The sequence below is a fragment of the Lacrimispora sp. 38-1 genome, from assembly GCF_049890855.1.
Classification (GTDB): Bacteria; Bacillota; Clostridia; order Lachnospirales; family Lachnospiraceae; genus Lacrimispora.
Genome location: NZ_JBANEW010000053.1, coordinates 198,972 through 212,048, shown reverse-complemented (window position 1 = coordinate 212,048; position 13,077 = coordinate 198,972). Strand labels below are relative to the sequence as shown.

At 43.6% G+C, this 13,077-nt stretch carries 13 protein-coding genes and 1 other annotated feature; of the genes, 5 read left to right on the top strand and 8 right to left on the bottom strand.

The annotated features are described in order from the left end of the window. Window positions 1-81 precede the first annotated feature (81 nt). Window positions 82-1,785, bottom strand: coding sequence for a VanW family protein (locus V7D18_RS13680; RefSeq protein ID WP_426154828.1), 1,704 nt, complete (start codon window positions 1,783-1,785; stop codon window positions 82-84). 181 nt (window positions 1,786-1,966) lie between these two features. Between V7D18_RS13680 and V7D18_RS13675 the strand changes: the two genes are divergently transcribed. After that, window positions 1,967-2,821 (top strand): PHP domain-containing protein, encoded by an 855-nt coding sequence (locus V7D18_RS13675; RefSeq protein ID WP_426154827.1) that lies wholly within the window; start codon window positions 1,967-1,969, stop codon window positions 2,819-2,821. A 24-nt stretch (window positions 2,822-2,845) separates the two neighbouring features. On the opposite strand, the gene hemB is transcribed toward V7D18_RS13675, so the two are convergent. Then, on the bottom strand, window positions 2,846-3,829 hold the full coding sequence (hemB, locus tag V7D18_RS13670) for a porphobilinogen synthase (RefSeq protein WP_426154826.1): 984 nt from the start codon (window positions 3,827-3,829) through the stop codon (window positions 2,846-2,848). A 133-nt stretch (window positions 3,830-3,962) separates the two neighbouring features. On the opposite strand from hemB, the gene V7D18_RS13665 reads away from it, so the two are divergent. Then, window positions 3,963-4,217, top strand: coding sequence for a hypothetical protein (locus tag V7D18_RS13665; RefSeq protein ID WP_426154825.1), 255 nt, complete (start codon window positions 3,963-3,965; stop codon window positions 4,215-4,217). 53 nt (window positions 4,218-4,270) lie between these two features. On the opposite strand, the gene V7D18_RS13660 is transcribed toward V7D18_RS13665, so the two are convergent. Beyond that, window positions 4,271-5,419, bottom strand: coding sequence for an AI-2E family transporter (locus tag V7D18_RS13660; RefSeq protein ID WP_426154824.1), 1,149 nt, complete (start codon window positions 5,417-5,419; stop codon window positions 4,271-4,273). Window positions 5,420-5,431: 12 nt separating this feature from the next. Further along, window positions 5,432-6,586, bottom strand: a complete 1,155-nt coding sequence (locus V7D18_RS13655) for an alanyl-tRNA editing protein (protein ID WP_426154823.1) — start codon at window positions 6,584-6,586, stop codon at window positions 5,432-5,434. A 154-nt stretch (window positions 6,587-6,740) separates the two neighbouring features. Between V7D18_RS13655 and V7D18_RS13650 the strand changes: the two genes are divergently transcribed. Next, entirely contained in the window at window positions 6,741-7,010 is a 270-nt protein-coding gene (locus V7D18_RS13650) for a hypothetical protein (RefSeq protein WP_426154822.1), read from the top strand. Window positions 7,011-7,062: 52 nt separating this feature from the next. On the opposite strand, the gene V7D18_RS13645 is transcribed toward V7D18_RS13650, so the two are convergent. Beyond that, window positions 7,063-7,215 (bottom strand): hypothetical protein, encoded by a 153-nt coding sequence (locus V7D18_RS13645; RefSeq protein ID WP_426154821.1) that lies wholly within the window; start codon window positions 7,213-7,215, stop codon window positions 7,063-7,065. A 74-nt stretch (window positions 7,216-7,289) separates the two neighbouring features. Between V7D18_RS13645 and V7D18_RS13640 the strand changes: the two genes are divergently transcribed. Together V7D18_RS13640 and V7D18_RS13635 are read left to right on the top strand one after the other, a co-directional pair. After that, a complete protein-coding gene (locus V7D18_RS13640) occupies window positions 7,290-7,859 on the top strand; it encodes a hypothetical protein (RefSeq protein WP_426154820.1) in 570 nt (189 codons plus the stop codon). A 60-nt stretch (window positions 7,860-7,919) separates the two neighbouring features. After that, window positions 7,920-8,210, top strand: coding sequence for a hypothetical protein (locus V7D18_RS13635; RefSeq protein WP_426154819.1), 291 nt, complete (start codon window positions 7,920-7,922; stop codon window positions 8,208-8,210). 59 nt (window positions 8,211-8,269) lie between these two features. Here the strand turns inward: V7D18_RS13635 and V7D18_RS13630 are convergent, their stop codons facing one another. The 3 genes from V7D18_RS13630 to V7D18_RS13620 form a co-directional block, all read right to left on the bottom strand. After that, window positions 8,270-9,106 (bottom strand): hypothetical protein, encoded by an 837-nt coding sequence (locus tag V7D18_RS13630; RefSeq protein WP_426154818.1) that lies wholly within the window; start codon window positions 9,104-9,106, stop codon window positions 8,270-8,272. A gap of 219 nt (window positions 9,107-9,325) precedes the next feature. Next, window positions 9,326-11,740 (bottom strand): leucine--tRNA ligase, encoded by a 2,415-nt coding sequence (leuS, locus tag V7D18_RS13625; RefSeq protein WP_426154817.1) that lies wholly within the window; start codon window positions 11,738-11,740, stop codon window positions 9,326-9,328. Window positions 11,741-11,836: 96 nt separating this feature from the next. Next, window positions 11,837-12,082: a binding site (T-box leader), on the bottom strand. A 46-nt stretch (window positions 12,083-12,128) separates the two neighbouring features. Next, on the bottom strand, window positions 12,129-13,043 hold the full coding sequence (locus tag V7D18_RS13620; protein WP_426154816.1) for a CPBP family intramembrane glutamic endopeptidase: 915 nt from the start codon (window positions 13,041-13,043) through the stop codon (window positions 12,129-12,131). Window positions 13,044-13,077 lie beyond the last annotated feature (34 nt).

The following is a 13,077-nucleotide window of genomic DNA, read 5'->3' as shown; positions in this document are numbered from 1 at the left end:
TATTATTTTCAAAACAATTTAAAAAAAGACAGCATCAGATTGGAAAAACGCGTCTGACACTGTCTATTTTACACGATTTTACTACTGGCTCATGGGATTGGGCTGAATCACAGTCTGAGTATTGTCAGCAGTGGTTCCTTCCGTCTCCGTCTGGGTTGCCGCAGTGTTCTGGGTTTCCTGTGCCGGTGCCTGCGGGGTTGTCTCCGCATTCACTCCCGGACCATTCCCTGTTGCCGCCGTAGTCTGGGTACTGCCCTGACTGTTCTCCGGTACTGATGCTGACGGATCTGTGGCAGGTACCACAACACCGGATGTATTGCGCTTGATTGTGGCGGGCTTGCCGCGGTACGTACTGTTATGGAAGAATTCATCGCTTACCACAGTACCATCCTTTTTAGTCACCAGATTAGTTACCCAGCGGCTTCCCTTGGTTTCCTGCTTAATGACTTTTTCCTCTCCCGGCTGCATGGTCTGATCCTCTTCATAAATTGGCGCCGGAGCATCTAACTCCGCTGTCTTCTGGGAGGTCATTGACAATGTCACACCATCTTCCAGTATCGAGATACCTACTATGGAAATCTTAAGCTTGCGGTCAGCAAAACTGGTCCTGATCGCGATGGCGCTGGAAGAATTATTGATAAACTTCATATCCGGTCCGCCAAAGCTTACCATGGCATCCTCACCAGGGGTAACATAGGAAGGTTCATAACTGTGAGCATGGCGCTCTGTGGTTGTCAGTCCTGCAAAAACAACTGCATTATACAGTGTAGAAGAAACCTGGCATACACCGCCTCCCGGCTCTTCAATCAGCACTCCGTTTAAATAAGCTCCAGCCGGGCGGTATCCCTTTGCAGAGGAACGCTCACCAGTTGTCTTATTAAAAGAGAACTCTTCTCCGGGCTGCAGAATCAGGCCATTCAGTGCAGTGGAAGCAAGCTCGATGTTCTTATTCCTGTCGCTGTTTGTGGTGGTCGTCGTCGTATAGGTCCCGATCACTTTATACAGTGCCTTTGCCTGCTCTTCTGTAATTTCAGGAGCAGTTTCATTCACCTGAGCAGAAACAGAAGCCTTATAATTCTTCGCCTTAATCTGTGCAAGAATATCGGCTGTCAGCTTGTCCTGATCAACGGCAATTCCCTTTTCTTCCCCGGAATAAACAAACTTCCCGGTGCTTTTATCAAAGCCGGAAATAGAACCATTCTTAGCGGGTACATCCCACTTAGCCGCAATGGCTTTTACCTCAGTCTTTACGTCATCTTCAAGGCCCTCGGTATCAATGGTATACTCTTCTTTCGCATCTTTGCTGTAAATCTCCTCCAGCAGAGTATCAATTCTGCTGTCCAGAAAATTCTTCAGTTCATAGGTTTCGTCCTGATAAGTAACTTTCATCCCCCAGCCAAGTGACTGATCTATGGTTTTTTTTGCCTCAGCCCTTGATAAACCTGTAATTGAAATTCCTTCTACATGTACCTCTTTTTTCAGCTGGGTCTCAGAGACTGTCGTGGAATTCACATCTGTCTCCTTCGTCTTATGACCCCCAATATACTTAACAGCAGCCATAACACTGATAACGGAGGCAACAGCGAAAACAGCAGCCAGCAGAATCTTCGTAATGCCGTACTGCGGCCCTCTTCTTCTCTTCTTCCCACGCCTTTGCTGATAGGAGCTGCCCCCTCTGTAAGACTGGCTTGTCCTTCTGCCTGAATTCGGCGTATTTCTTTTGCTTCCGTTCTGGGAGGAATAGGTTCTTCCCCCGCTTCTTTGTCTGTTATCATCCTGACTCATTTACTTCACCTTTTTACATGATTATGTAGCATTACACTGAGTAGTATACCATACTTTGTGGGAAATGCTATTACGTTTTTATGAATTTTCTTAATTATTTTTCGCGTAAATTCTACATTTTACAGAACTAAAAAAACATGTTACTATAGTATTAATAAACTATTTCATTTCGGAGGTTACTATGAATTTTGTCGATCTTCACGTTCATTCAAATGCTTCAGACGGCACCTTCACACCTGCCAGAGTCGTAGAACTGGCAGCACAAAAGGGACTCTCGGCAATTGCGCTTACAGACCACGATACAATAGAAGGCATCCCCGAAGCACAGAAAGCAGCAGAAAATCTGCCATTGGAAGTCATTCCCGGCATCGAGCTCTCCTGTGTTTATCTGGAAGAGGAAATTCACATTTTAGGGCTTTATGTCGATCTGACTGATAAAAAGTTTCTTGCAGAGACTGACAATTTAAAAGAGATCCGCATAAAAAGGAACCTGGAAATGATAAACCGGTTTCAAAATGCCGGAATTGATATCACGCTCCTGGAAGTGCAGGCCGGAAATCCTGATACAGTCATTACCCGGGCCCATTTTGCCCGTATCCTTTTGGAAAAAGGTTATGTCACAAGCATGGAGCAGGCATTTAAAAAATATTTAAGCTATCATGGCCCTTACTGTCCCAGGAAGGAAAAAATCACACCGGAGCATGCCATGAAACTACTGGGAGACTGTAACGCTTCACCTGTTCTCGCCCACCCTTACCAGTATCACCTGGGAGACAAAAAAACGGAAGAACTGGTCTCCTTTTTAAAACAACTGGGACTTCACGGTCTGGAGGTATACCACTCTTCCAATAATCAATATGAAAGCGGAAAGTTAAAAAAACTCGCAAAAAAATACCAGCTCTTTCCTACCGGCGGCTCTGACTTTCACGGAACCAACAAGCCAGACATTGACTTAGGTACAGGAAGAGGCGGTCTTCGTGTCTCAGCCCTGCTTCTTGATGATATCAAAAGAATACGGCAGGAGAAGGGGCTGTAAACCTCATCCTGCCCATATCATAAATTATCCGATTTTTCCTTCATCCATATAACGGGCAAGGTCTATGGCAAAGTACGTAATGAGAATGTCTGCCCCTGCACGAAAGATGCTCACTGCTGACTCACACACTGTTTTTTCTTCATCCATATAACCGGCTTTGGCAGCAGCCTTGATCATGGAATACTCTCCGCTCACACTGTAAGCTGCCACAGGCACATCTGTACGGTCTGCTACCTCACGAATGATATCCAGATAGGAAAGAGCCGGTTTCACCATTACGATATCCGCACCTTCGGCCACGTCAAGCTCCACTTCCTTTAACGCTTCCTTCCTGTTATGGTAATCCATCTGATAGCTTTTGCGGTCTCCGAAGGCAGGTGCCGACCCGGCGGCCTCCCGGAACGGTCCGTAAAAAGCAGAAGCATATTTGGCAGAATATGCCATAATCGGAACATTCACGAACCCTGCTTCATCAAGAGCCCGCCTTATGGAGCTGATCCTTCCATCCATCATATCAGACGGAGCCACCATATGAGCACCCGCGTTTGCATGAGAGACTGCAATGCGGTTTAGGTATTCCAGAGTCTGGTCATTATCCACATACTCTCCATCTAAAATCCCACAATGTCCGTGGGATGTATATTCGCACATACACACGTCAGTTATGATATAAACAGAGGGATAGAATTCCCTGATGTACCGGATGGTACGCTGCACAATTCCATTATCATCATATGCCTGGCTGCCGCAGCTGTCCTTTGATGCCGGTATTCCAAACAGAATCACCTTGTTAATTCCCGCAGATATAAGCTGATCAAGAATAACGTTCAGCCGGTCCACACTATATCGATACTGTCCTTCCATAGAAGGAATCTCTTCTACTATGCCTTCTCCATCCACCGCAAACAGCGGATAAACAAGGGACTGCCTGGATACTCTGGTCTCCCGAACCATCTTTCTTAAGGATTCAGATGTTCTGAGTCTTCTAGGTCTGAATAATAAATCCATTTCCATTACCTCCCTTTTATTCCTGTCCTATTATACACCCTCTCAAATAAGATTCAAGTAATTCTTGCGGCATTGGAAAAGATTGCTTATAATAGCAGATGTACAATATGAACCAGAAATGAGGTACTTTATTATGGAAGAATTCTATCAGGCAATCGAAGAAGCCATACGTAACACCGGATATGACGCACCGGTAAACGGGCAGGAAATCTACGATGAGATCTGTGATGAAATTGAAAGCAGGGAGCCGGGAGCTTACGTGTTTATGTCTAAAAAAACAGATGAAATTTTCTTTGAGTACAAGATTCAGATCTTTGAAGATCAGTTTAATTTAAGTGCCATTGACATTCACACCCCGGATCAGGTTTATCACGCTGACCTTGATTAACCGAAAAAGGATATCCGAACGACTGTATTCGTCTTCCGGATATCCTTTTTTTCTTACTGTTTCACTGTTTTTCCACGTTTTAAGCGTTCTTTCGCCCAAATTCTTTTATTCACGATTTCTCTTAAAACAGCATATAAGACGGAACAAAGCGGGATAAAAATCAGCATCCCCACAATTCCCATGGCGCTGCCGCCTATGGTTACCGCAACCAGAACCCAGATGGCAGGAAGACCAACCGAATTTCCCACCACATGAGGATAGATGAAATTTCCTTCAATCTGCTGCAGAACGAAAAAGATGATGAGAAACAGGGCAGCATCAAAGGGTTTTACCATCAGCATTAAAAAGGCCCCGATTGCACAGCCGATAAATGCCCCGAACATAGGAATCAGCGCGGTAAACGCAATCAGCACTCCAATAAGTAGTGCATACGGAAGACGCAATACCGATAATGTGATAAAGAACATACTTCCAAGTATGACTGCCTCCACGCACTGTCCTGCAAGAAAATTGGAAAAGGTACGACTGGCAAGACTTAATATTTCCAAAATTCTCTCAGATGCATGGTCAGGAAGAAATGCTTTCATAAGTTTTTTTATCTGCCTGGATAAATTTTCCTTCTGTAAAAGAATATAAACTGCAAACACCAGACCAATTGCAAAGGTGGTTACTCCGCTTATTATGCTTAAAGCTGCAGATATGGTGGAAGATAATACCGTTCCGGCGCCAACAGATAAAAATTGGACAATCTTCTCAAGATAAGATTTCCAGTCAATATGGATGTTGTTAATATAATCTGCTATTTCCGGATATTGGGAAAACAGCTTTTCTGCCTCTGCCTTTACTCCGTTCCAAAAAACGGGTAAACTGTACTGCAGGCTTAAGACTGTATCAAACAACTGGGGCATGACTACAAAAATAACCAGAAGTAAAATTCCGATTACAAACAAAAAGGTCAGGCACAGGCTTAAGGGACGGCGAAACTGACTTTCTTTTTTTACCGGCAGGACCCCTTCTATTGCGCGCATGGGAACATTTAAAACAAATGCCATGACACCTCCTAACAAAAAAGGGGTAAGAATCGCAACTGCCCGTACAAGAAGGGCAAATAAACTTCTATAATTAATACCTGCTACTACGGCAACCACAGTAAATACAATCAACCAGCGTATTTTTTTTATTGTGCTGTCATTTAATTCCATTCAATCCTCCTCTTAAAGCTCTTCTTTAAACACTTTCTGAATTTCCTGAAACGATGTCTGGAAGGTTCCCTGCGCCAACAGGGTGTTACCGCCACCGCGTCCATTTAATCTTTCATTTAACTGACGGCTGAGTGCCCGCATATCTGCCGTGCTGCTTCCTGCTGCATACTGATACAGACCTTCTTCCCCGGAACATACCAATACGATGCTGCCCTTTTTTTCTTCATACAGCATCGTGCAGAACTGTCTTAGCTGCACCGGCATAAGATTCTCTTCAAGTACCAGCAAAGGGGCGTCCGATTCCGGATATTCTGCCGCCTTTCGTACAAACAGCTCTCTGGTAAGGCGGTTTAAATCACCGTCCTTCCTGATTCCATCCTCTTTTAGCTTTGAAACCGCATCGGACACGCTGTCCGGCTTTGCCGATAATAATACGGAAATGTTCTGGACAGTCTTTAATTTTCTCCGGTAATCAAGCAGTGCCTCCCTGCCGCACAGCAGTGACACTCTCACCCCGCCTTTATAACGTGCCAGACCTGTAACTTTTAAGATGCCGATCTCTCCTGCAGTCATTACGTGGGTTCCGCAGCAGGCACATACATCCGCTCCCGGAAATTCAATAATCCGGACCTGTCCGCTTAATTCCTTCTTGCTTCTGTAATCAAGAGCATCCAGCTCTTCTTTTGAAGGATAAGTCTCAAGAACCGGTATATTCTGCCAGATCAGTTCATTGACCTCTGCTTCCACTTCTTCTAACTGCTCCATGGTCAAAGTTCCGTTAAAATCAACGGTCACTTCGTCTTTGCCCATATGAAATCCTATATTATCATAACCGTAATGCTTATGTACCACGCCTGAAAGCAAATGCTCTCCGGAATGATTCTGCATATGGCTGAATCTTCTCTCCCAGTCCAGGATTCCAGTTACCAGCGTCTTTTCCGGAATGGGCCTGTCCGTAATATGAACGATTCCCTCCGGCCGCTCCCTGACATCACAGACAAGGGCTTCTCCCAACGTTCCTGTATCCGCCGGCTGCCCTCCCCCCTCAGGGTAAAAGGCTGTCCTGTTTAACCGAACCAGATATTTTCCATCTTTATCCGGCCTGCACTCAACTACCTCTGCTTCAAATTTTTTCACGTAGGGTCTCTCATAATATAATTTTTCCATCTTTTACTCCTTTTAATCCTGTTGCTACTAATTATACACAACATTTCTTTAAGTTCAATCATATCAAATCTAAAATTTTTCAGAAAAAATGGAAACAGTGGCAAGCTGACTTTCATACACTTACAGTGTAAACAAATTATTTGGAGGAACCAATATGAGTGATCTGGCAGCAACTAACTGTGGATGCGGATGCGATTGCAACAACGGAGGATGCGGTAATAACGGTTGTAATATTATCTGGATTATCCTTCTTCTGTGCTGCTGCGGCGGTAATGGCTTCGGCGGCGGATGCGGCAACGGTTGTGGCGGTTGTGGCGGTTGTGGAAATGATGGTTGTGGCAGTTGGATTTGGATCATCATTCTTCTGTTCTGCTGCGGCGGCTGTGGCTTCGGCGGCGGATGTGGCGGCGGATTCGGCTGCTAAACAAAACATAAAGCAGGACCCGAACCATCTTTGGTTCGGGTCCTGTTTACGTTTACCCCCGGCTCTGTCCTTTCTCCTGCCCCGGTCTTGTAAAAGAAGCCTGATTCATTGTGCCTTCCTGGGTATTTCTGTTTTCTTTCTGTTTCATGCATTCATCATCAATTTCGTAAACTGCATTTCCATCTATGATTAATCGGTTTCTCATATATATCACTCTCCTGTAATACTAATATATGCGGCTGCATATATTGTCAACAAGAAAAGTAAGGATCTCTTGAAATGAATAACGATCAAAATGTCCATGCAAATGAATTAGACTCCCGTATCGGCGATAATCATCTTGATATGATGAAGGCTGCCCTGCCTTATATGAATGTTCCCCAGCAACGTTTTATCTCCACCTTTGTCAAATTCAGGGAACTGCAGCGTACCATAAACTTATTTGAGGATGATGAAGTGGCAGCTATGGGAATCTGCTCTGTAGGTGAAAAGGAGCGGTCTGACTCTCCCATCGAAATGTTAAACACCATCAAGCCTTATGCCAATCCTTCAGAGCAGGATTTAATTGATTTATTTATCAACATTTTCCAGGGATTTAACCTGGCAAACGCCTATTCGGAAGTTGTCCCCAGTTCTACAATTCCGCTGCAGGCACAGGCACAGCCGCAATCCCAGTCACAAAACCAGACTCATTCCGACGGACAAAACCGTTCCGGCAATTCCCACCGGCAGAACAATCCATTTGGCAGGATGCCCTTTGAGCAACTAAAGAACTTCATGCCGCCGGAACAGCAGTCACGCCTGGAAACCATGCAGCTTATGATGTCCGCCATGCAGCAGATGAATTAAAGTGTGACAGTCCCCCAGCCCGTTTTTTACATATTCACAGGAAAGGAAGCGTATCAACTTATGAATACCAACTGGAAACAGGACCCACGATTAAAAAATATGAATCCCCAGAAGCTATCCATGCTGACCGAATTTGCCAAGCGGGCAGAGTCCGCTCCAAAAGACCAGCTGTTCCCGACTCTTATGAGTCTGAGCGCGGAGGCCAGTCAGAAGGGCATACAGTTCAGCGATGAGGAGACGGATCTTCTTATTTCTATTATCAGTGCCAACATGAATCCAGGCGAACGGCAGCGCATAGAAACCATTCGCATGCTTTCAAAAAATATGATGAAGCGAAATGGAAAGAAATAAATTACCGGTGCCGGGACACAAGTCCTGGCACCGGTATTCTATACAAATATAGTATTTTACTAAAAACTTAGTGTTGCCATAAAAACTTGAATTAGTAACAGTGATAAATAAGATCTTCGAACACGCAGTCTGTATATATAACCAATGGTACAATATATCAGCCACATTTTCAGAACATTAATTGCTAATACTCCATCCTTAACAAATATCAGAATCGCAGCACTGATACAAATACTTCCAAGCAATATGACCAATCTAAGTATGTCCCCAACCCGGAACAATATATCTTTGAATTTTGTACGACTGGAAAAATACATGATACCATCTGAGTATATTCCTTTACCTTTTATAATATCGTGAAGATCACCTGTAAAATATAACAGAAAAATAAAATTCAACGCTAGGTAAAGCGCTATACTCAACTGATTGAAATATAAATCCCCTTTGTTTATCAATAATATTTTCAGCACCAGACTGATTACAGAAAGAACAAGTAATATTGAAATAAGAGCTGTAGATTTTTTTATGTGAATGCCAGGTAATTTACTTTGTTTTTTTACAATCATATCTGATTTCAATTCATCAGCGTCACTGGAGGGAATTCCAAATATGATACAATGATTGTTCTGGCATAGAATTTCCATTTTCTCAGCTTTCATTTCTTCAATTTGTGCATCTGTTTTATCATCTAGATGTTTGTGATAAATAACGCAAGACTTTGGTGCCCTGGCTTTTTCATAAAAAAATTTTAATATATTGCAGGATTCTCCTATTATACCGCAAATATGATATCCCTCTGCCATCTGCTTTTCTATCATTTCAGTCAAAGCGGCATTCTCATAAAATTGATAATTATTATATACAATTTTGCATTTGTTTTTCTGTCTCTCAAACATTGGAATCAATCCTCCTTCGCTTTGATTGAATTCTATCATTCAGCATATACCCGATGCGAAGAGTTATCAACCCAAATGCCAAAATTATATACATTGAGTGCCAAAATTAGCATATACCCCTGAAACATGCATTGAAGCTTTGAAGCAAAATAAGGACACTACAGCTGTACTTCTTCAGTCATAGTGTCCTTACTTAATGCTTAGAATTTTTTCTTAAAACTATTTACAGACAATATTTATAATCCTTCCGGGAACATAAATTTCCTTCACAATAGCCCCAGTAATCTTATCCGGAATCAGTGCTTTGCCCGCTTCAATTGCATCTTCCTTTGAAACATCTGCCGGAAGTTTTACCACAGCTCTTGTTTTTCCATTCACCTGAACGGCAACTTCGATTTCATCCTCTTTCATGGCCTCTTCACTCCACTCCGGCCATGTTGCATGGAACACGGAATCTGTGCCGCCAAGCTGCTGCCACAGTTCCTCTCCGATATGAGGGGCAAATGGTGCGAGAAGAATTACAAAGGTCTTTAATGTCTCTTTATCAATGCCGCCGGCTGTTTTTGCAAGCTCGATCAGTTTATTGTTATATTCCATAAAGCCGGAAATAACCGTATTTAAGTTAAACTGGTTGAAACGCTGTTCAATATCAAATACCAGTTTGTTGCGAAGACGGATCATTTCCTTTGTGGCTGCCACGTTCTGACCGCAGTTGTCTGATACCAGATTATAGAAACGGTTTAAGAAACGGCTGACACCTTCAATTCCTCTGTCATCCCACTCTGCATCTAACTCCGGCGGTCCTACAAAGAGCTCATACATACGGAGAGAATCACATCCATAATCCTGAACAAGCTCGTCGGGAGATACCACATTGCCCTTTGATTTGCTCATCTTAATTCCGTTTTTACCTGTAATCATTCCCTGATTAAACAGTTTGGTAAACGGCTCATCAAAATCCACCACACCGATGTCAGATAAAAACTTGGTGTAGAAACGGGAATAAAGAAGATGGAGAACCGCATGCTCCACACCCCCGATATACATATCAACAGGAAGATATTTATCTGCCTTTTCCCTGGATACCAGTTCCTTATCATTGTGGCTGTCTACGTAACGGAGGAAATACCAGGAAGAACCCGCCCACTGAGGCATGGTATTTGTCTCTCTCTTTGCAGCTGCACCACATACCGGACAGGTGGTGTTTACCCACTCGTCAATATCAGCAAGAGGAGATTCTCCTGTACCAGTGGGCTGATAGCTTTCCACTTCCGGAAGAGTGAGAGGAAGCTGGTCTTCCGGTACCGGAACATTGCCGCAGTGAGGGCAGTGAATGATCGGAATCGGCTCACCCCAGTAACGCTGTCTGGAAAATACCCAGTCACGAAGCTTGAAGTTCACCGTTTTCCTGCCAAGGCCTCTTGCTTCGATCATGGCAGGTGCTTCCTTTTTAAGAACTGCTGATTCCATGCCGTTCCATTCTCCGGAATTGATCATGGTTCCGTTTGCCTCTGTATAGGCCTCTGTCATGTTCTCAATTTCTTTGCCGTCTTTTGCAATTACCTGAATGATGGGGATATTGAATTTGGTTGCAAATTCAAAGTCTCTGTCATCATGAGCCGGAACGCACATGATTGCGCCTGTACCGTAGTCACCAAGTACGTAATCGGAAATCCAGATCGGAACCTTTGCACCGCTTAATGGATTCATGGCATAGCTGCCAGTAAATACACCGGTTTTTTCCTTATCCTGCAGACGGTCAACATTGGATTTCATGGATGCATCATAGATATACTGGTCCACTGCTGCTTTTGTTTCCGGTACTGCAAGGGAAGACGCAAGCGCATGCTCCGGTGCGAGCACCATAAAGGTTGCTCCGTATAACGTATCAGGTCTTGTGGTGTAAACCGTAATGGCCTCTTCCCGTCCTTCTACTTTAAAGTCTACTTCTGCACCGTAAGATTTTCCAATCCAGTCCGTCTGCATCTTCTTAACCTTTTCCGGCCAGTCAAGCTTATCCAGGTCATTTAAAAGGCGGTCTGCATAAGCAGTGATTTTTAACATCCACTGCCTTAAGTTCTTTTTCGTTACTGTGGTTCCACAGCGCTCGCAGCAGCCGTTTACCACTTCCTCATTGGCAAGACCAGTTTTACAGGAAGGACACCAGTTAATGGGGAATTCCTTTTCATAAGCCAGACCCTTCTTAAACATCTGGACAAAAATCCACTGAGTCCATTTGTAAAATGCCGGATCTGTGGTATTGACTTCCATATCCCAGTCATAAACAGCAGCAATCTCATTAATCTGTCTTTTAATATTGCTCACATTCTCAGCTGTAGATTTTGCCGGATGGACACCCATTTTAATTGCATAATTTTCTGCCGGAAGACCAAACGCATCCCAGCCCATTGGGTGAATGACATAATGACCCTTTAAAATCTGATAACGGCTCCATACGTCAGAAATTACATAACCTCTCCAGTGGCCTACATGAAGACCGCTGCCGGACGGATAAGGGAACATATCCAGACAATAATATTTTGGTTTTTTTCCATCGTCAACATTGATCGGGTTCTTCGCCCAATTCTCACGCCATTTTTTTTCAATGGCACTGTGGTTATAAGATGATGCCATAACAATATTCCTCCTTTTGTGAAAGGGATTTCCCCTGTTTTAACATTCACGGGTATATCAGCATAAAAAAAGCGCCTCCAACCGTAATAAAACGGCTATAGAGACGCAGAATCTACCGCGTGGTACCACTCTATTTCATACAAATGTATGCGCTCAACCGGACAGACTCTCCTGTCCGCCCGCTGTAACGGTTGGGATTCCGGCTATACCTACACAAAAGCCATGGCTTTCTTCAGTATGCTACTCAAAGGCCAGTTCAGCTGTCTTCCCCAACCGGCTCTCACCAACCGCCGGCTCTCTGAATGCTTCAGACTGCTTACTACTCCTAATCACAGTATTTTTGCTAACTGTAAATGTAACATAATTGCCCGAATGTGTCAACCCGATTTTATGAAAACTCTGCGACAACAAAGGAAATGGCAGACAATACAAAAAATAATATCATTCCAACATTCAAAAATAGAACTTTACCCGCTCCTCTGCCCCATACCGCTTCGTCGCCCTGCCAGAAAATCCAGTCACCCTTTGTGATAAAAAACAACACGATCCCCGCAAGCATGGACCCGTATAGAAGCAGAGCATAGATGACTACAAATGCTAAGTTATTCTGAATAAAAATTGCTGCGACTGATCCCAGGAAGTTAATGATCATATGAAACAGAATGGTATAGCGAAGCCGCCCTGTTCTGGTATAAATGTAACCAAACACAAGACCAATTCCAAATGCATAGAAGAACTGATAAAAATTCCCATGGCAGAGCCCAAAAATCACGGCAGATACCAGAATAGCAGCTTTATCTCCATATCTTCGGATGCGGTCAATCAAGAGTCTGCGAAAGAGAAATTCTTCACAGACCGGCGCCATAACCACCATAATTGCAAAGATAGTTCCTGTATTCAGTCCTTTAAGCACTTCCTCAACCGGATTGATCATGGGCTTTCCTTCCAGAGCACTGATGACAGTCATGAGAAGCCGTCCCAATAAATTTCCGGCAATCAATGCGCTGATGCAGATAAAAAAAGAACAGATCAACAGCTTTTTTCCCGCGCTCCGGCTTACCGGTTTATGGGTGACAGGCATATTTTTAATAATTAAAAATAAAACCAGCCCTCCTGCTGCATAATTTGCCAGAGAAGCAGCAAACAGATACCAGCCCCGTGGCAAATTAAAAATTCCAGCCTGATCAAATACATGAATCATTACTTTTAAAGCTATCTGTAAAACAATTGATGCACTAAGAAAACCGGTATATCCGATTCCTATTCTTCCAAAAACTTTTTTTGCGGCCCTCGTCTCTTCCACTAAAAACCTTACCTCCTGTTTAACTGATACCAGT